At 67.3% G+C, this 18,491-nt stretch carries 20 protein-coding genes; 8 read left to right on the top strand and 12 right to left on the bottom strand.

Annotated elements, in window-relative coordinates:
• The first annotated feature begins 22 nt into the window (after window positions 1–22).
• Together tldD and ABD729_RS02935 are read left to right on the top strand one after the other, a co-directional pair.
• Complete coding sequence (gene tldD / locus ABD729_RS02940; protein WP_344708661.1) at window positions 23–1,444, top strand: metalloprotease TldD; 1,422 nt, start codon at window positions 23–25, stop codon at window positions 1,442–1,444.
• Window positions 1,445–1,497: 53 nt separating this feature from the next.
• Entirely contained in the window at window positions 1,498–1,662 is a 165-nt protein-coding gene (locus ABD729_RS02935; protein WP_344708660.1) for a putative signal transducing protein, read from the top strand.
• Here the strand turns inward: ABD729_RS02935 and ABD729_RS02930 are convergent.
• Window positions 1,631–2,044 carry a protein tyrosine phosphatase family protein gene (locus ABD729_RS02930; RefSeq protein ID WP_344708659.1) on the bottom strand — a complete coding sequence of 138 codons (414 nt, stop codon included), beginning with the start codon at window positions 2,042–2,044 and terminating at the stop codon, window positions 1,631–1,633. The two genes, ABD729_RS02935 and ABD729_RS02930, sit on opposite strands and share 32 nt — an antisense overlap.
• Window positions 2,045–2,071: 27 nt before the next feature.
• Window positions 2,072–3,829 carry a DNA helicase RecQ gene (gene recQ / locus ABD729_RS02925; protein ID WP_344708658.1) on the bottom strand — a complete coding sequence of 586 codons (1,758 nt, stop codon included), beginning with the start codon at window positions 3,827–3,829 and terminating at the stop codon, window positions 2,072–2,074.
• A gap of 77 nt (window positions 3,830–3,906) precedes the next feature.
• Here recQ and ABD729_RS02920 point away from each other — a divergent pair, with 77 nt between their 5' ends.
• Window positions 3,907–5,355, top strand: coding sequence for an ATP-binding protein (locus tag ABD729_RS02920; RefSeq protein ID WP_344708657.1), 1,449 nt, complete (start codon window positions 3,907–3,909; stop codon window positions 5,353–5,355).
• Window positions 5,356–5,364: 9 nt separating this feature from the next.
• On the opposite strand, the gene ABD729_RS02915 is transcribed toward ABD729_RS02920, so the two are convergent.
• The 4 genes from ABD729_RS02915 to ABD729_RS02900 form a co-directional block, all read right to left on the bottom strand.
• Window positions 5,365–6,174, bottom strand: a complete 810-nt coding sequence (locus tag ABD729_RS02915) for a helix-turn-helix domain-containing protein (RefSeq protein WP_344708656.1) — start codon at window positions 6,172–6,174, stop codon at window positions 5,365–5,367.
• Between the two features lie 87 nt (window positions 6,175–6,261).
• On the bottom strand, window positions 6,262–7,572 hold the full coding sequence (locus tag ABD729_RS02910) for a surface lipoprotein assembly modifier (RefSeq protein ID WP_344708655.1): 1,311 nt from the start codon (window positions 7,570–7,572) through the stop codon (window positions 6,262–6,264).
• Between the two features lie 28 nt (window positions 7,573–7,600).
• A complete protein-coding gene (locus ABD729_RS02905; protein ID WP_344708654.1) occupies window positions 7,601–8,572 on the bottom strand; it encodes a hypothetical protein in 972 nt (323 codons plus the stop codon).
• A 93-nt stretch (window positions 8,573–8,665) separates the two neighbouring features.
• Window positions 8,666–10,483, bottom strand: a complete 1,818-nt coding sequence (locus ABD729_RS02900) for an ABCB family ABC transporter ATP-binding protein/permease (RefSeq protein ID WP_344708653.1) — start codon at window positions 10,481–10,483, stop codon at window positions 8,666–8,668.
• Window positions 10,484–10,598: 115 nt separating this feature from the next.
• Here ABD729_RS02900 and ABD729_RS02895 point away from each other — a divergent pair, with 115 nt between their 5' ends.
• Window positions 10,599–10,847 carry a hypothetical protein gene (locus tag ABD729_RS02895; protein WP_344708652.1) on the top strand — a complete coding sequence of 83 codons (249 nt, stop codon included), beginning with the start codon at window positions 10,599–10,601 and terminating at the stop codon, window positions 10,845–10,847.
• Window positions 10,847–11,704, top strand: coding sequence for an SDR family oxidoreductase (locus ABD729_RS02890; protein ID WP_344708651.1), 858 nt, complete (start codon window positions 10,847–10,849; stop codon window positions 11,702–11,704). Before ABD729_RS02895 ends, ABD729_RS02890 begins: the two co-directional genes overlap by 1 nt.
• Window positions 11,705–11,708: 4 nt before the next feature.
• Here the strand turns inward: ABD729_RS02890 and ABD729_RS02885 are convergent, their stop codons facing one another.
• Window positions 11,709–12,203, bottom strand: a complete 495-nt coding sequence (locus ABD729_RS02885) for a DUF4402 domain-containing protein (protein ID WP_344708650.1) — start codon at window positions 12,201–12,203, stop codon at window positions 11,709–11,711.
• Entirely contained in the window at window positions 12,200–12,718 is a 519-nt protein-coding gene (locus tag ABD729_RS02880; protein ID WP_344708649.1) for a DUF4402 domain-containing protein, read from the bottom strand. Before ABD729_RS02880 ends, ABD729_RS02885 begins: the two co-directional genes overlap by 4 nt.
• 105 nt (window positions 12,719–12,823) lie before the next feature.
• Between ABD729_RS02880 and msrB the strand changes: the two genes are divergently transcribed.
• Window positions 12,824–13,240, top strand: a complete 417-nt coding sequence (gene msrB, locus ABD729_RS02875) for a peptide-methionine (R)-S-oxide reductase MsrB (RefSeq protein ID WP_344708648.1) — start codon at window positions 12,824–12,826, stop codon at window positions 13,238–13,240.
• A gap of 56 nt (window positions 13,241–13,296) precedes the next feature.
• Window positions 13,297–15,426: a transglycosylase domain-containing protein gene (locus ABD729_RS02870; protein WP_344708647.1), complete on the top strand. Its 2,130-nt coding sequence runs from the start codon at window positions 13,297–13,299 to the stop codon at window positions 15,424–15,426.
• Here ABD729_RS02870 and ABD729_RS02865 read toward each other — a convergent pair.
• Both ABD729_RS02865 and ABD729_RS02860 read right to left on the bottom strand, forming a co-directional pair.
• Window positions 15,403–16,095: a M48 family metallopeptidase gene (locus ABD729_RS02865; protein WP_344708646.1), complete on the bottom strand. Its 693-nt coding sequence runs from the start codon at window positions 16,093–16,095 to the stop codon at window positions 15,403–15,405. The two genes, ABD729_RS02870 and ABD729_RS02865, sit on opposite strands and share 24 nt — an antisense overlap.
• Window positions 16,085–16,534: a YcgN family cysteine cluster protein gene (locus ABD729_RS02860; RefSeq protein ID WP_344708645.1), complete on the bottom strand. Its 450-nt coding sequence runs from the start codon at window positions 16,532–16,534 to the stop codon at window positions 16,085–16,087. The genes ABD729_RS02865 and ABD729_RS02860 overlap by 11 nt, the downstream gene beginning before the upstream one ends.
• Window positions 16,535–16,605: 71 nt before the next feature.
• On the opposite strand from ABD729_RS02860, the gene ABD729_RS02855 reads away from it, so the two are divergent.
• Window positions 16,606–17,205 (top strand): ankyrin repeat domain-containing protein, encoded by a 600-nt coding sequence (locus ABD729_RS02855; protein WP_344708644.1) that lies wholly within the window; start codon window positions 16,606–16,608, stop codon window positions 17,203–17,205.
• A 7-nt stretch (window positions 17,206–17,212) separates the two neighbouring features.
• Here the strand turns inward: ABD729_RS02855 and ABD729_RS02850 are convergent, their stop codons facing one another.
• Window positions 17,213–17,710, bottom strand: coding sequence for an MmcB family DNA repair protein (locus ABD729_RS02850; RefSeq protein WP_344708643.1), 498 nt, complete (start codon window positions 17,708–17,710; stop codon window positions 17,213–17,215).
• A 70-nt stretch (window positions 17,711–17,780) separates the two neighbouring features.
• Window positions 17,781–18,317: a cell wall hydrolase gene (locus ABD729_RS02845; RefSeq protein WP_344708642.1), complete on the bottom strand. Its 537-nt coding sequence runs from the start codon at window positions 18,315–18,317 to the stop codon at window positions 17,781–17,783.
• Between the last annotated feature and the right edge of the window lie 174 nt (window positions 18,318–18,491).

Raw genomic sequence — 18,491 nt, 5'->3', positions numbered from 1 at the left:
GGCGGCACTTATATGAGGTCCCATGACCGACCTCTCCGATCCGCGCCGCTTCCTTTATTCCGCCGGCCTCGATCCCGATGAGGCCCGCCGCCTCGCCGCGCGCCACCTGTCCGCGCACGACGATGGCGAGCTCTACCTCCAGTATCGCCGAAGCGAGGCGTTCGGGTTCGACGACGGCCGGCTGAAGACCGCCGACTATCACGTCGGGCAGGGTTTCGGCCTGCGCGGGGTGAGCGGCGAAGCGACCGCCTTCGCCCATGCCAACGAGCTGTCGGCCGCCGCGATCAACCGCGCCGCCGAGACGCTTCAGCTGCTCACGCCCGGGGGCAAGTCCACTGCTGCTCCGCAACGCACCAACCAGGCGCAATATGGCGCCGAGGATCCGCTCGGCGCGCTGCCCTTCGCCGACAAGGTGAACCTCTGCCAGATCATCGACGCCGCCGCCCGCGCCCGCGATCCGCGCGTCGTGCAGGTGAGCGTCGGGCTGCAGGCGAGCTGGTCGGTGGTCGAGATCGTCCGCGCCGACGGCTTCGTCGCGACCGACATCCGCCCGCTGGTCCGACTCAACGTGTCGCTCGTGGTCGAACAGAATGGCCGGCGCGAAATGGGCTTCCACGGGCTCGGCGGGCGCTATGACATGAACCGCCTGTTCGACGAGGGCACCTGGAACCGCGCCATCGATATCGCCTTGGCACAGGCGCTGGTGAACCTCGACGCGGTCGACGCACCGGCGGGCGAAATGACCGTTGTCTGCGGCCCCGGCTGGCCCGGCGTGCTGCTCCACGAGGCGGTCGGCCACACGCTCGAAGGCGATTTCAATCGCAAGGGCCAGAGTGCCTTTTCGGGTCGCCTCGGTTCGCGCGTCGCGGCACCCGGCGTGACCGTGGTTGACGATGGCGCGATGCACGAACGGCGCGGCAGCCTCTCGATCGACGATGAAGGCACGCCGACCGGCCGCACCACGCTGATCGAGGACGGAATCCTCGTCGGCTACCTGCAGGATCGGCTGAACGCCCGGCTGATGGGCGTCGACCCGACCGGCAACGGGCGCCGCGAAAGCTTCGCCCACGCGCCGATGCCGCGGATGACCAATACCTTCATGCTGGGCGGCCAGGACGATCCCGCCGAGCTGCTCGGCCGAGTCAAGGATGGGATCTACGCAAAGAGCTTCGGCGGCGGGCAGGTCGACATCACCAGCGGCAAGTTCGTCTTTTCCTGCACCGAGGCCTATCGCATCCGCGGCGGCAAGCTGGCCGAGCCGCTCAAGGGCGCAACCCTGATCGGCGACGGTCCGACCGTGCTGACCCGGGTTAAGGGCATCGGCAACGACCTCGAGCTCGACGAAGGCGTCGGCATCTGCGGCAAGGGCGGGCAGAGCGTGCCCGCGGGCGTCGGTCAGCCGACCCTGCTGATCGAGGGCCTGACGGTCGGGGGCACCGCCTGAGCCTCATCGAGCTCGCCCGCTTCCCGACCCGGGTCGAGGCCGACCTCGCCCGCATGCTGCTGGAAAGCCATGGCATCGGCAGCATCCTGTTCGATGCCGAGATGCACAGCTACCTTGGCGTCGGCGCGATCATGCCGGTGCGGCTGATGGCGCTGGGCGAGGACCGCTTCGAAGCGCTGTCGATCCTCAGAGAAGGTGATCTACTGCCGCCAGGCTGAACCCGGCGCGGGCTGCCTTCGCCTCCACGTCCTCGCGCGGGACGCCCTGCTCGCGGCAGGCGACCGCCCATGCCAGCGTCGAGCGCATGCCCGATCGGCAATAAGCGAGCAGCTTGCCGTCACCGCGCTCGCTCAGCGCCGAGCACATTTCCTCGACTTCGGCCGGCCCCATGCCACGGGCAATGGGAATATGGCGATAGTCGATCCCCGCCGCTTCCGCCGCCGCCTCGATCTCCGCGCTGGTCGGCTGGCCGGGGTCCTCGTCGTCGGGGCGATTGTTAATGATCATGGTGACGCCATGACGGCGCGCTTCCTCGACGTCCGCGGTGCTGATCTGCCCTGAGATCAGGGTCTTGTCGTCCAGCGTCTTGAACTCGGCCATCGTCAAAGCTCCTCTTTGCCGCGCACTCTAGCCCGAGTTGCGCACCACGCCCAGCATCGCCTCGCCATAGCGTTCGAGCTTGGCCGCGCCGATGCCCTGCAGCCGGCCAAGTTCGGCCAGCGACCCCGGCCGCGCGGCCGCGATTTCCCGCAGCGTCGAATCATGGAAGATCACATAGGGCGGCACCCCGCCCTCCTTCGCCAGCCGCCGCCGCTCCTCGCGCAGCGCGTCGAACAAGGGATCGGCCGGCCCGTCCGCCACCACCCCGCGGCGCCTGCGCGCAGGCCGGGCCGGGGGAAGCGCGATCCGCACTTCCTCCCCGCCCTTGAGTATCCCGCGTGCACCCGGCCCGAAGCTCAGCCCGCCATAGGCATCGGCCCGAAGCGCATCGCGCGCGATCAGGGCACGGGCGACCGGCTGCACCAGCGGCAGTTCGCCGGCGGCGCAGATCCCGAACACGCTCAGCTGGTGATGGTTGTTCGAAAAGACCTTGTCGGTCTCCTTCCCCGCCAGCACGTCGGCGAGATGCCCGACCCCAAACCGCATCTCGGTCCGGAACGCTGCCGAGAGCAATTTTCGCGCGACCTCGGTCACGTCGATGGTGGAGGGCGGATTGAGGCAATTGTCGCAATTGCCGCAATTGGCGGGCGGATCCTCGCCGAAGTGGCCGAGCAGGATCGCGCGGCGGCATTCGGTCGATTCAACTAGCGCCGCGAGGCTCGCCAGCCGTGCCCGCTCCTCGCCATGCCGCTCGGCCGGCAACTCCTCGATCCGCTGGCGGGCGAGCGCAAAGTCCTTCGCCGCCCACAGAAGATGCGCCTCGGCCGGCTCCCCGTCGCGTCCGGCGCGCCCAGTTTCCTGATAGTAAGCCTCGATCGACTTGGGGCTTCCGGCGTGGATCACCGTCCGGACGTCGGGCTTGTCGATCCCCATGCCGAACGCGATGGTCGCCGCCATCACCATCTCTTCCGACGCCACGAAGGCAGCCTGGTTGGCAGCGCGGACCTGCGGCTCCAGCCCCGCGTGATAGGGCAACGCCGGCCGCCCGCTCGCCGCGATCTGCGCCGCCAGGCTCTCGGTTTCCTTGCGGCTGGTCGCATAGACGATTGCCGGTCCCGGCCGCTGGTCAAGGAGCGCCAAGATCTGCCGTCCGCCCGAATCGCGGTGGCCGATATGATAGCGGATGTTGGGCCGGTCGAAGCCCGAGACGATTAGCCCGTCCTCGGGAATCCCGAGCTGGACCAGGATATCGGCGCGCGTCCGCGGATCGGCGGTCGCGGTCAGCGCGAGGCGTGGAAGCTCGGCATGATCGTCGAGCAGCCCGCGCAGAAGCCGGTAGTCCGGGCGAAAATCATGCCCCCATTCGCTGACGCAATGCGCCTCGTCGATCGCGATCAGCGAGATGGGGATCCGGTCGACCAGCCGCCGGAAGCCCTCGCCCGTCGCCCGCTCGGGCGCCACGTACAGGAGGTCGAGTTCGCCTGCCTGAAGCCGCCGCACCACCGCCTCGCGGTCGTCGGCGCTGGTCATCGCCGCCGCCCTGATCCCCAGCGCCTCGGCCGAGCGGATCTGGTCGTGCATCAGCGCGATCAGCGGCGAGATGACCAGCGCAGTGCCCTCGAGCGCCAGCGCCGGCAGCTGATAGCAAAGGCTCTTCCCCGCGCCCGTCGGCATGATCGCCAAGGTGTGCCGCCCCTCGAGCACGCGGTTCACCACCTCTTCCTGCACCCCGCGGAAGTGTTCGAATCCAAAGACTTGTTTCAGAAGCTGATGCGGGTCGGTCACAGGTGAAGCCCTTGGCGGCCGCCCTGAGCGCACGCAACCTTGTATTGCCGTCTCGCCACGGTCAAACGACAGCTTACATGACCGTCGCCGTCGACATGGGCCTTTCGCCGCAAGGCCAGCCCATCACCATCGATCTGGAAGAACTGCTTGCCACCCGCCTGCTCGTGCAGGGCAATTCGGGGTCGGGAAAGTCGCACCTGCTGCGCCGCCTGCTCGAAAAGAGCGCGGGCCAGGTGCAGCAAATCGTGATCGATCCCGAAGGCGATTTCGTCACCCTCGCCGGCCCCTACGGTCACCTTGCGGTCGAAGCCGCCGAGCATGACGAAAAGGAGATCGCGCGCGCCGCCTTGCGAATCCGCGAGCATCGCGCGTCGGTCATCCTCAGCCTCGAAGGGCTCGAAGCCGAGGGCCAGATGCGCTGCGCCGCGGCCTTCCTCTCCGCGTTGTTCGAAGCGCCACGCGACCATTGGTATCCCGCGCTGGTCGTGGTCGACGAAGCGCAGCTGTTCGCTCCTGCCGGCGGCGGCGAGGTGGCGGAGGATGTTCGCCGTGCGTCGCTCAGCGCGATGACCAACCTCATGTGCCGCGGGCGCAAGCGCGGGCTCGCCGGCATCATCGCCACGCAGCGCCTTGCCAAGCTCGCCAAGAATGTCGCTGCCGAAGCCTCCAACTTCCTGATGGGCCGGACCTTCCTCGACATCGACATGGCGCGCGCCGCCGACCTGCTGGGAATGGAACGGCGGCAGGCCGAGGCCATCCGCGACCTTCCGCGCGGCACCTTCCTCGCGCTCGGCCCCGCGATCAGCCGCCGCCCGCTGTCGGTCGCGATCGGCGAGGTCGAGACCCGCGCCCGCTCGATGAGTCCCAAGCTGCTGCCGCTTCCTGTCGCCACGCCAGGCGAGAATTTGCAGCAGCTCCTGTTCCAGCCCGGTTTCGACTTCGAACCCGCCCCGGCACCTGCCCCGAAGATCGCCGCGACGCCGCCCTCCGAAGCCCTGCTCGAACAGCTCGCCGCCAGGAAGGCCGCCCCCGCCCCTTCGCTCCCCGCCAAGTCCGAGGAAGAGCAGACGCAAGCCGTCGCCACGGTCCTCGAGGCGATGGTCGCCGACAGCGACAGCAGCGGCCGCTCCGCCGCGGTGCTCTACCAGGACTTTACCGTCAGGCTGCGGATGGCCGGAGTGGCGCCAGCGCCGCTCGACCTTCAGGCCTTCGCCCGCCGCCTTGCCATGGCCCGCGCCGGCATCTTCACTGAAGACCCCGACTGGCAGCCCGCGCTCGACGCTGCGGAGGGCCTGCCCGAAGACATGCTCGGGCCGTTCCTCCTGCTCGCCCGGGCCGCTCGCGACCGCCTGCCAACCCCCTCGGACGAGGCGATCGCGCAAAGCTACGGCACCGCCAGCCTCGGCCGCGCCCGCCGCCTGCTGAGCTACATCGAAAGCCGCGACCTCATCGTCACCCGCACCGACCTCAGCGGCAAGCGCAGCATCGCCATCCCCCGCCTCGGGTGGAGCACGGCCGCGGCCTGAGCCGATGAGTTAGCCGACGCGCCTGAAGGTTGTCGTTTCCAGCCGCGGCATGTCGCTGCCGGGCCAGATGATCGTCTCGGTAAGCGTCTTCTGATCCCGGCCCACCGCATAGACCCGCGTCGACACCGGCGCGCCGGCCTTGCCCAGCGTCAGGACAAGGGTGTTGGGCCCCGACCGGCGCAGCGCCGCACTGTCGGCGGCAAGGAGATTGCCCTCGATCGGCACGGGCCTCCCGTCGGGCGCGGCGATGGAGCTGGCGCGCTGCGTAACACCGTCGACCGCGACGATCTCCACCTCCATCCGCCAGCGGCCGTCGGCCTGCGGCTGGAACGACAGGGTGACGGCACGCGGCCGCTCCCCTTCCGGAATTCCCGCTACATCGAGCGACCATCGTCCGGCGATTGCGGGCGCGGCCTGGTGCGCGGCGGCGGCAGCGTTGAGTGGCGGCATAACCGGCCCATCCGGCGCGGCGAGAAGAGCGGCTCCGGCGGCCGCCAATGGCAGTGCGAGCAACATGGCGAAAACTCCCTTGCGTGGCGCCGCCCGATTGCCGCGCCGGAGTTCGCTGTCGGCGGCCTCCTGCGCTCCGCCCAGATCGATTTTCCTGTCCCGAATTTCCTGTGCCGCGAGCAAGCGGGCAAGCTCCCGGCTGCTCCCTACCCCGGTCTTTCGCCGGGCATCGCGCAGCCGTTCATTGATCGAGGCTTCAGACCGCGCAAGCATGGCCGCGATGCTCTTGACCGTGTGCCCTGCAGCAAGCAGCCGCAGCACTTCACGCTCGCGCTCGTTAAGTTCGCCAAGAACCGCCGCGTCGATCACCCCGCCTGCTCATCACAGCCACCGGCACGCGTCCATCCCAATTAATTTGAGGGGGCGTTCGGCTCGCCCGTCCGAGTGACTTAAGCGTCAAAAATCGCGTGTCACGCCGAACTCGATGCGGCTGCGGGTGTAGTCGTAGAGCTCGATCTTGCTCTGGTTGCGCGAATGGGTGACGCGGACCACCGGGGCAAAGCCGGAGACCGCCAGCGGCCGGGCAATCACCCCGAGGCTCCCCTGCAGAAACGTATCGCGCCGGGCGCGCCCGAAAACGAAGAAAGGCTCGTCGCCGCGCAGGTGCCGGATCTCGCCACCCATGGTGGCGGTGAAGGGACCAAGCTGGCGGATAAGCGTCAGGCCGCCGCCGAGGCTCCACGAGGACAGGGGCGCGGTCACCGACGCCACCCGCGTGACGTTGGTCGTGGCCCGGGCATAAAGCCGTGGCGACAGCGCCTTTTCGACCGCCGCGCTGGCGCCATAGCTCGTGCTGTCGAGCGCCTCGTTGCGCCGGTTGCGCTCGTGGATCGCGACCGCCGCCAGCGCGACGGCGGTTGTCCGGCCCACCGGAAAGCGGGCCTTGGTGTCGATACCGTAGCTGTCGCTGGTATGTTGGCCGCCCTGCGCGCCGCGACCGGCAAGCGCGCTGGCGCTGAGCTGCATGTTTCCGAAGCGGAACTGCGGTCCGGCCGAAAGGGTGGTGTAGGTCTCGTTCGCCGCGCGATGCTTATAGACGTTGCCCTGGCTGGTGAGCGCGACCGTCAACTGATGATCGCCCACCGGCACCCGGCCGAAAAGCTGCCCAGCGAACGCCAGGCCGACGCCTGATCGCCCGCGCGAGCCTTCGTCGAGCGCGAACGGCAGGCCGAATGCGGTCACCGTATCGGACCGCGTCGAGCGGTTGATGTTGCTGTCGGGCGCGAAGGCGAATTCGAAGCTGCCACCATAGGGCGCATCGTTCCGCAGCAGGGACACGATTCGCTCGACCGTTCTGGCGACTTCGGGCGGCAGGCCCGCAGCCTGCGCGCGGCGCAGCTCACGTCCCGCGGCGATCGTCTTGCGTTGCTGGGCAAGGACCCGGCCGAGGGCGAGCCGGACGGCGGCAGCGGCGGGCTGCTCATCGAGCACCGCGCGATACCATCGCTCGGCGGCCGGAAGATCGCCTGCGCTTTCGGCCAGCCGCGCAAGTCCGAAGCGCGCTTGGGCGCGGGCGGCAGGCTCGCGATCCTGGAGGACCTTCATCAGCAGCGCCCGCGCGCTTTCCCGGTCCTGGGCCGCGGCACGCTGGTCCGCGAGGCGGATCAGGTGGGCTGCGGTCAGGCCGGTACAGCGTCCGCCTTCACAGCGCGGAGCCGGAAGAGCACCTGCCGTTGCGAACGACGCAAGCGCAAGGATGGACAGCATGGTTCGGGCTCGGCGTGAGCGGGGGCGATTACTGGCGTCGACCGGCGGCGGCGCCGGCGGCCTTGAGATCGCTGCTTGCGTTCAGGCCGAAGGCCAGACCGTATTCGGCGGCCCCCGGGCCATAGAAGCGCAGGAAGAAAGACCCCATCACCGTATCGGTCCCGTTCTTCACGACGAGACCGTCGATGTCATTCTTACCACCGACGTTGTTCTTGCCCGCGAACAGGCCGAGGCTCTGATCGGGACCACCGCCGGCCAGCGGCGTCCCGATCAAGTTCATCAGCAAGTCGAGCTTGAAGGTCGTGAAATCATATTTGAGATTGATCGTCGAATTCTTGAGATCGTACTGCGCCTCGGCCCCATTCTCGGTGCGGAACGCAGCACCCTGGAAGCCTACCTGCCGGTACGTGATGGAGCCCGAAGGTGCATCCTCACGAAGGGTCGCCACGCCGTAGGTCACAAACCCGACCCGTCCGTTTGAATCGCCATGATCCCAGCGCGACAGGCGGCTGTAGAGAAGCTCCCCATTCGCATCGCTGATCGTGATACGTCTCAGGGTAGCGGCCGGATCGGGCGTGAAGTCGGTGTATTCGACCCCGATGCCGTCCAGATTGTAGGTATTGGTTGCCGCATAATATTCGACGGTTTCCCCGAAACCGCGATAGTCGACGCGATCCCTCAGCTTGGTGTTCTTGAGCACGATTTCGCCGGTTGAGGCGCCGTAGACCCGGTCGCCCTCCAGGCTTGCAATCGTCGGGTAAGTCCCGCCACCGCCGCTGCCACTGCCCGTGCCCCCACCGGTCGAACCACCGATGCCGCCGGATCCACCGCCGCCCGCAAAGCTGCCGGTGCCGCTGGACGCGGAACCGCCACCGAGGCCGGACGCCGATGTCGGTCGATCGGTCCCTGCGCCGCCGCACGCCGCAAGTGGAGCCGCCAGAACAAGGGACAGGAAGGTCTTCGCCAGATTACGCACAATAGTCCTCCAGAGCTTGCGCAAGGACTAGGGTGGCGGGATTGAAAACTGGTTAATAGTTGATTTTCATTAGTGGCGACGCCTGATCAAATTCGCGTCCGTCATATCCCTCGGCGCTTACTCGGCTGCTTCGGCCTGTTCGCTTTCGGCCTGCTGGCGCGCCCACATGTCGGCGTAAAGGCCGTTCCTGCGCAGCAGTTCGGCATGGCTGCCTTCCTCCGCCACCCGGCCGCCGTCGAGCACCACGATCCGGTCGGCATCGACCACGGTCGACAAGCGGTGCGCGATGGTGATGGTGGTGCGCCCGTTCGACACGCCGCGCAGGGTATCGAGAATGGCTTCCTCGGTCCGGCTGTCGAGCGCGCTGGTTGCCTCGTCGAGGATCAGGATCGGTGGATTCTTGACTAGGGTGCGGGCAATGGCGACGCGCTGCTTCTCGCCGCCGGACAGCTTGAGGCCGCGCTCACCGACCCGCGCCTCGAACCCGTCGGGAAGCGCGCGCACGAACCCGTCCAGCGCCGCCCCGCTCGCCGCCGCGGCCACTTCCGCCGCGCTCGCCTCGTCCCGTCCATAGGCGATGTTGTAGCCGAGCGTGTCATTGAACAGCACGGTATCCTGCGGCACGATCCCGATCGCCGCGCGCAGGCTCGCCTGGCGCACCTGTGCGATATCCTGGCCGTCGATGGTGATCCGCCCCGCCTTCGGGTCGTAGAAGCGGAACAGCAGCCGGGCGAGCGTCGACTTGCCTGCCCCGCTCGGCCCCACCACTGCCACCGTCTGGCCAGCCGGCACGTCGAGGGTCAGGCCCTTCAATATCTCGCGTCCTTCCTCATAGCCGAAGCGGACGTTCTCGAACCGGACATGGCCAAGTTCCACGTGGAGCGGCGGCGCGTTCGGGACATCGGTCACTTCCGCCGGCGTGTCGAGCAGGCGGAACATCTCGTCCATGTCAGTGAGGCCCTGGCGGATCGTGCGGTAGACTGTTCCGAGCATGTCCAAGGGGCGGAAGAGCTGGGTCAGCAGCGCGTTCACCACCACCAGGTCGCCGGTGCTGAACTTGCCCTGGCTCCAGCCCCACACGGTATAGGCCATCGCCCCGCCCATCAGCAGGTTGGTGATCAGGCTCTGCCCGATGTTCATCGCCGCGAGGCTGGTCTCGATCTTGACGGTCGAGCGCGCGAGATTCTCGACCGCCCTGCCGTAGAGCCGCCGTTCGCGATCCTCCGCGTTGAAATATTTGACGGTCTCGAAATTGAGCAGGCTGTCGACCGCGCGCGCCGTGGTGGCGGTGTCGTGGCTGGTCCATTCCTCGCGCAGCCGCACGCGCCAGTCGGTCACCGCCTTGGTGAAGGCGATATAGGCGACCACCGCCACCGCCGTCGCCGCCACCAGCCCGGGCCCGAACTGGACCCAGAACAGCACCGCGACGATGCCGAGCTGAAGGATGGTCGGGGCGAGGTTGAAGAGCAGGAAATAGAGCATCATGTCGATGCTCTTCGATCCCCGCTCGATGATCTTGGTCACCGCGCCCGTCCGCCGCTCGAGATGGAAGCGCAGGGACAGGCCGTGAAGATGCGCAAAGGTCTGTTCGGACAATTGCCGCGTCGCTTCCTGGCCAACCGTCTCAAAGATGCCGTTGCGCAGATTGTCGAGGAGCACGCCGCCGAACCGGGCGAGGGCAAAGGCCGCGACGAGCGCGATCGCCACCGCTGCCGCGTCGGGCTGCCCGTCCGTCATTCGGTCCACCGCGCCGCCGAACGCCTTGGGCAGGACCAGCGTGGTGAGCGTGATCGAGGCCACTACCATGACGAACGACGCGACGACCCGCAGCTTTAACCCCGGTCGCCCCTCCGGCCACAGGAACGGAAGGAAGCGCAAAAGCACCTTGAATCCGCTCGGTTCGCGGGTGGTCGGGACGTGTTCCAGGGGAGGCATGTGACCCCAAAGGTAGGTGCGCTGGGCAGGCGGCGCAAACCCGGAGCCGAAACGGCTGGAACAACAGGATAATAATGCCGTTACAGCTGCAAGTCACCTTTCGGGGTTAAGCATCATGGGTCCTGTCACCTACGTTCTCGCCATCATGGGCTGCGCCGACGGCGGTGCTGCCTGCCAGCAGGTCGCGCTGGCACCCGCGCGTTACGAAAGCGTCGCGGCCTGCCAAGCCGCAAGCGGTGACGTCCTCGCGTCGAGCACCGATTTCGACTTCCCGACGCTGCTCGCGCGCTGCCGCACCGCCAAGGAGCAGGCCGCGATCGAGCGCAAGCCCGCGCCGCGCGGCCGAGCGGTGAAGCAAGGTTGATGAGCGAAGTTCTCGATCCGCCGACGCACGAAGAGCCCAAGCTTCCGGGCAGCGAGCGTGACCTCGATCCCAAGCCCGAATGGCAACCCCGCTATGCCGGGTCGGGTCGCCTCAAGGACAAGGTCGCGATCGTCACCGGCGGCGACAGCGGTATCGGCCGTGCGGTTGCGGTCCTGTTCGCCCGCGAAGGCGCGGACGTCGCGATCCTCTACCTCAACGAGCATGACGATGCGGCGGACACCCGCAAGTTCATCGAGGCCGAGGGGCGCCGCGCGCTGTGCATCCCCGGCGACCTCGGCGACCGCGACCATTGCTTCCGGGCGGTGCAGCAGGTGGTCGATGCCTTCGGAAGGCTCGACGTTCTCGTCAATAACGCGGGCGAGCAGCATCCCGACGAAAATATCGAGGACATCACGGAAGAGCAGCTCCGCCGCACGTTCCAGAGCAACATCTTCTCGATGTTCTTTATGGTCCAGGCCGCGATGCCGCATCTCAAGGAGGGCGCGGCGATCGTGAACTGCACGTCGGAGACGATGTACAAGGGCGCGCCGATCCTGCTCGACTATTCGGCGACCAAGGGTGCGATCACCGCGTTCACCCGCAGCCTTTCGCAGAACCTCGTGTATAAGGGCATCCGGGTGAACGGCGTCGCGCCGGGCCCGATCTGGACCCCGCTCAACCCGTTCGGCGGGCAGCCGCCGGAGAAGATGCCCGAGTTCGGCAAGAACACTCCAATGGGCCGGCCTGGCCAGCCGAACGAAGTCGCGCCGAGCTTCCTGTTCCTCGCCTGCCAGGACTCAAGCTACATGACCGGACAGGTGCTGCACCCTGACGGCGGGAACACGACATCGACCTGAGGCCTCACTGATAGGCGACCTGGATGTCGATGGTGCCGGTATAGACCCCGTCCGCCATGGTCGAGGTGAACGGCAAGCTGCCGCCGACTTCAAAGATACGGCCGGGATTGCCGCTGTTGTCGATGCTAAGGCTCGCCGGAAAGCTCAAGGTAAGGGCCAGCGTGGCTCCGGCACCGTTGCTGAGGGTCACCGTCGGGGTTGGCGAACTGACCAGTGCGATCTGGTTGTTGGTGCCGACCACCCGGTACTGGGCGGTGTTGAACACACCCGAACAGGTCAGTCCCGCGCCGCTTCCACAGGTCCGGCCCGAGGTCGCAATCGACACTGTCTGCGTGCCAGTGAACGAGCCGACGAGAACGGTGCCGAACTGCATGTCGCGGATGGCCGTCAGCTGAAGCGGCTTGTTGACGGTCACCGTCGCGGTCGCTTTCTGGGCCGACGCGGGCGCCGCGGCAAAGGCGATGGCGGCAAGCGCACAGGCAATCTTCAATCGGGTCATAGATAGTCCACCGTGATTGGGACGTCGCCGCGGTATTCGCCCTCGGCGTCGCCAGAGATGAAGAGTTCACCGCCGAAGCGGATTCGGAGCAGGCCCTCGCTGTCCAGCCTGGGAAGTATCGGGAGATCGCTGGTCACATGGGTGACGGCGAGCGCGCCGCCGGCATAACCGTAGAGTTCGATCCGCTGCGGCAATTCGACCCGGACCTGGCGGCCAGGCTCTCCCCGGATCACCACTTCACCGGTCATTGCCCGCCCGGTCAGCGAGGTGATCGCGCCCTCGGTCTGGCGGCTGCCATCGGGTTGGAGCCGCGCCTTGCCGCCGGCCGGTCCGGTCAGGACCACCCGGTCGAAGTCGAGGCTGGTGCGGACCTCGAGCGCCATCGGCCTCGCCTTGTCGGTCGTGTCCCCCGTCAGCGACCCGCTGTCAGAACACAGCCGGCAGTCACCTGGCGACGCCGAAGCGTCTGCCGGAACGAGCAGCAGACAGGTCAGGAGGGCGGCAGGCCAGCGCATTGCGCCGGGATACCTCCGAAACGGTGTAAGTTTGGTAAAGCCGGGGCTAACCATTGCTCTCCGGCGCCCGCTCCCCACATTTAACCCACTCAAGGAGCGAGACGAATGAGCGACCAGAGCACCACCAACCCTGCCATGCCTGCCAGCGATCGTGAGTGGGCCGAGAAACTTGGCCCCGAGCGCTACCGCATCCTGCGCCAGGCCGGCACCGAGGCACCGTGGAGCGGTGAGCTGCTGAACAACAAGGGCAGCGGCGACTATGTCTGCGGCGGCTGCGGCACGCCTCTGTTCGAAAGCGATGCCAAATATGACAGCGGCAGCGGCTGGCCGAGCTTCACTAACCCGGTCGACGATGGTGCCGTGTCCGAAGTGACCGATCAAAGCCACGGCATGACCCGGGTCGAGGTTCGCTGCGCAAAATGCGCGGGCCACCTTGGTCACGTCTTTCCCGACGGTCCCGGACCGCAGGGCCTGCGCTATTGCATCAACTCGGCCAGCCTCGACTTCAAGCCGGAGGAATGAGGAGCAGCCTGCTGGCGCTTGCCGACCCGACGGCTTGCCCCTAACCCTCTTGGCCAATGGCAAGGCAGCCCGTTCGTAATCGTCCCGCGCCGGCTGCTGCCGAGCCGTCGCTCGGCTTTGGCGGGTGGCTGATCCGGCTTGCCAAATGGGGCCTGGTCATCGCCTTGCTCGGGCTGGTCGCGCTCGGCGTGGCAGTGACGGTCGCCTATACCCAGCTGCCATCCTACCAGAGCCTGTCGAACAGGACCGATCTCGGCCAGAACATCCGGGTCCGTTCTGCTGACGGCAAGCTGCTGGTTCAGCTTGGTCCCAATCTTGGCCAATGGATCCCCTACGAGCAGATCCCGCCGACGATGCGCGCGGCGATGATCGCGATCGAGGATCGCCGCTTTCGCAGCCATCCGGGTGTCGATCCGATCGGCCTCGGGCGGGCGATCGCAAGCTCGGTCGCGCATGGCGGGCGGGTGCGGGCGACCTCGACCATCACCCAGCAGCTTGCCCGCAACATCTTCCTGACCAGCAGTCGCTCGTTCGGGCGCAAGGCCCGCGAAGGCGTGCTGGCCCTCGCCCTTGAGGCGAAGTTCAGCAAGGACCAGATCCTCGAGCTCTATCTCAACCGGGTCTATTTCGGCGGCGGTGCCTACGGGATCGATGCGGCCAGTCGCACCTTCTTCGGTCATTCGGCGAACCATCTCAGCCTCGGGGAGGCGACGATCATCGCCGGGCTGGTCAAGGCGCCCAGCAATTACAGCCCGACCGCCGACGTCGAGGCCGCACGCGGGCGCGCCAGCGTCGTGCTCGATTCAATGGTCCGCAACGGCTTCGTCTCGGCCGATGTGGCGGCGAGCGTCGACCCCGCCCGCATCGTCGTCCAGCCGAGCGCCAAGCAGAACAGCATTCGATATTTCACCGACTGGGCGCTTCCGCAGCTCGACACGCTGATCGACGAGACCAACCAGCCGATCGAGGTGTGGACCACGCTCGACACCAACATGCAGGCGGCGGGCGACCGCGCCATCAACGCCAACACGCCCGGCGGTGCGCAGGGTGCGCTGGTCGCGCTCGACCGCGACGGGGCAGTGCGCGCGATGATCGGCGGGCGCGATTATGTGTCGAGCATCTACAATCGCGCGACGCAGGCGCAGCGACAGCCGGGCTCGGCGTTCAAGCTGTTTGTCTATCTCTCGGCGCTCGAAAGCGGAATGAAGCCGACCACGACCCTGGTCGACGAACCAGTCGATGTTGAAGGCTGGCGACCGCGCAATTCGACGCGGTCGTATCTTGGACCGGTGACGCTGCGCGAAGCCTTTGCGCGCTCGATCAACACCATCAGCGCCAAGATCGGCGCCGAGCTCGGCTTCGGGACTATCGCCGACATGGCCCGGCGGTTCGGGATCACCTCGCCGCTGTCGACCTATCCTTCGATGGTGCTTGGCACGTCCGACGTCCGGCTGATCGACATGACGCGGGCCTATGCCTCGGTCGCGAACAAGGGTGTGTCGGTCAGCCCCTATGCGATCACCCGGGTGACCAGCGCCGACGGCCGCATGCTCTATCGTCACACCAGCGTCGAGGAACGCACCCTGGTCGCGCCGTGGGTAGCCGCGGGCATGACCGACCTGCTCCAGACCGCGGTGATGAGCGGTACCGGCCGCGCCGCGCAGATCGGCCGCCCGGTCGCCGGCAAGACCGGCACCACCCAGTCCAATCGCGACGGCTGGTTCATCGGCTTTTCGAGCGGGATCACGACCGGCGTGTGGATGGGCCGCGACGACAGCAAGGCGATCGCCGGCCTGCAGGGCGGCACCGCTCCGGCGCGCGCCTTCCGCGACTTCATGGTCCGTGCGGTGGCCAATCGCCCCGTTGAGCAGTTCCAAACCGAAGTGCCGATGCCCGACTGGCAGCTCGAACCGGGCGAGGAGAGCTATCTCGGCAACGATCCGCTCGCGATCGAGCCGCTGGTCGACGAAAATGGGAATCCGATCGGCACGGAGCCGGCCGACCCGCTCGCCCCTGCACCGGTCGAGGAGCAGCCGCAGGGCACGGCGCCCGAACCGACCGAGGTGGACCGCATTTTCGGGACCCCGCCGCCGACCCAGCGCGCTGTCACGCCGCCCCGCGCGCCGACTCCGCCGCCGGCACCGACACCCGAGCGCTTTCCCTCAGCCCCGCCCGACGGCACGTAGCGACGGACTGAGCCGACGCAATTCTGAGCGGGCGGCGGCGACCGATCCGCCGAACAGCCTTTCTTCCGCCGCCTTGAACGCCGGCGAATGATCCATGTGCAGCCGATGCGCGACTTCATGCGCAACGACGAAACGCAACACGTCTGGCGGCGCGAGGATCAAGCGCCAGCTGAAGCGTATCGCGCCCGAAGAGGAGCAGCTTCCCCACCGGCTGACCGGATCGCCGACACTGACCGATCGCACCGTGACCCCGGCGCTTGCAGCGATGACGGCGGTTTCTGCGCTCAAGCGCTCGCGAGCCCGGGTCCGAAGCCAGCGTTCGACCGCAGCGGCAAGACTTTCGGCCGGTCCACCGACGAGCAGTTCGTCGGCGGTCAGGTGCACCCCGCGGCGGGCGGCGGGGTCGTGCACGATGGTTCGCTCGACCCCTTCGACCGGGACCTTGGCGCCCGCTTGCAGGGGAAGGCCGGGCGGCGCGGCGGCCAGCTGCCGCTCGATCCACGGGCGCTGTCCCGCCACCCAGTCGATCGCCGCCCGCGCCGAGTGGCGCCACGGCATCGTCAGCTTGAGGAGGCCCGAACCATGATCCACCCGCAGCCGCAGCCGGCGCGATCGTTTCAGCCGGCTGATCCGGACCGGTAACGGAAGCCGCGGATCGTCAGAGATCACGGTCGGTCAGGTGAAACTCGAGCTCGCCTGCATCGACCTCGCTGATCGTCCAGCCGCGGGTCGACATGCCCGCTTCGTGCACGCTCTCCCGGCTGCCGCTTTCGAGGTAATGCCAATCGTACAGCGGTTCGCCGAACGCGCGCAGCTTGTAGGCGCAGGTGGTCGGCAGCCATTCGAGCTCTTCCAGCTTGTTCTTGGACAGCTGGACGCAGTCGGCGACCCACTTCTTGCGATTGGGATAGTCGGTGCAGCGGCCGTTCTTGCGGTCGAGCAGCTTGCAGGCGACGTTGGTAGCGAACAGCTCGCCCGTGTCGGCATCCTCCAGCTTGTGGAGGCAGCAACGGCCACAACCGTCGCACAGCGCTTCCCACTGCGCCGCATCTAGCTGCGCGAGCGGCTGGTCCCACCAGCGTGACGGATCGGTCTTCGGCTTGTTCATTGGCGGCCCAGACTTGGTCTGCTAGGCCCCCGCAATCAAGCATTTACCTCATCAAACGGGTGGGCGACACGATGAATAAGGGTGCGAAGGTCCTCGGGGCCATGCTGTTGATGAGCCTGGCGGTGCCGACCGCGGCGCAGGTCGCGAGCCCGGGCTATACCTTCCTCCAGGCTGTGCGTGAACGCGACGGGACAAAGGCGACCGACCTGCTCCAGCAGCCCGGATCGCGGGTTGTCAATTATCGCGACGACAAGGGCGACAGCGCGCTCCACATCGTGACGTCGCGGCGCGACATCACCTGGCTACGCTTTCTTATGGGGCAGGGTGCCGACATCAACGTTTCGAACAACAGCGGCGACACCCCGCTGCTGATCGCGTCGCGCACCGGGTTCGCCGAGGGTGCACAGGCGCTGCTCGCTCGCGGGGCGCAGGTCGACAAGCCCAACCGCCTTGGCGAAACCCCGCTGATCATCGCCGTCCAGCAGCGCAACCTCGAACTGGTGAAGCTGCTCGCCGAGCGCGGCGCCAACCCCGACCGCACCGATAATGCGACGGGGCGCAGTGCGCGCGACTATGCCAAGATGGATACGCGCGCAGCCGAGATCCTACGCATCATCGACCAGGCCAAGGCGGCCAAGAAGCCGGTCGTCGTCGCCGGCCCCAAGCTCTGATCGCCGGCTAGTTTCCCCACCCCAGCGTGGGGTCGATCTGCGCGCTCAGCCGCCGTGCGGCGCGGCGGGCGAAGCGGAGCAGTTCAGCCTTGCGCCGGGCCGGGGCCAGGCGGCGTTCGGGTGCCTCGCGAATGACCGCCGCATCGTAGCGATCGGCAACGATCACGCCCGCCGTGTCGGGAAGAAAGCGGTCTTCGTCGAGCAGCCCGGCCAGCATCGGCGGCACCGCCCAGAAGAAGCTGTCGCAATAATCGAGATAGTCGGTCCACTTGCCGTCGCCGGTCAGGTCGGCCTTGCTGACCTTGATCTCGACGATCGTCAGCCTGCCCTTGGCATCGATCCCCATCAGGTCGGCGCGCCGGCCATTCGGCAAGGGCACTTCGCATATGGCAAACAGGTCGCGGCGGCAGAACAGCCGGGTCACCCCGCGCGCGACGTCGAGCGCAACCGGGGCGAGATCCTGGAAGCAGGACGCGGGGATGATGGACTCGGGCGCGGATGACACGCCCGGGCTATAGAACAGGACAGGAACGAAAAGCTAGCGTCAGCGGCACATGTCGCCGCAGGACAAGGGCTTAGCGGTAGAAGACGTGATTGCCGACCGAGGCGACGCGGGTCAGGCGCCAACCCGGGCTGACCCGGCGCGCGTGGAAGAACAGCGCCTTGCCGACGTTGCTTTCCTTGATTTCGCCAGCGACGATGCGGGCGATGGCGACCGCATTCTTCCACTGAAGGCTGCTCTTGTTGACCGACGGCCAGCGGCCACCGCGAACGAAGCTGAACTGTCCGCGCTGGGTCAGCACGCCGCAGTAACTCGACGGGAAACGACCGCGGCTCTCGGTGCGGTTGTCAATGACCTGGCCAACGGCCAGCTGACCGGCGAGCGGCTCGCTCTTGCTTTCAAAATAGACGCCGGCGGCAAGGCATTCGAGCTCGCGGCTACCGGCATCGCTGCGGCGAAGGCGAGCAACCGTCTCGCTGAGGCTCGCGCCCGGCTCGATGGTGACTGCTTCGTCCTGCGCGCTGTCGGCGACAGGCTCTTCGCTACCGCCGACCTGGGCCGGAGCGAGAGGATCGTTCGAAAGGGGGGTCGAAATCAAGGGTTCGTTCATCGTCTGCGCTACAGCCTTGACGACCTTCTCGGTGGCTGGCGCAGGCAGGACCTGAGCGGGAGCAACTGAGGAGGCGCCCATCGCGGCGGCGGCGAGCATAAGGACGAAACGACGAACCACTGATTACCCATCTTTGTGCGGTGGATAGCCGTCCGCGCGTTCAGTCAGGCCGAA

This window comes from Sphingomonas humi, assembly GCF_039536725.1.
In the GTDB taxonomy this organism is placed as follows: Bacteria; Pseudomonadota; Alphaproteobacteria; order Sphingomonadales; family Sphingomonadaceae; genus Sphingomicrobium; species Sphingomicrobium humi.
The sequence above is the reverse complement of the archived record's forward strand: the minus strand, read 5'-3'. Positions and strand labels throughout refer to the sequence as shown.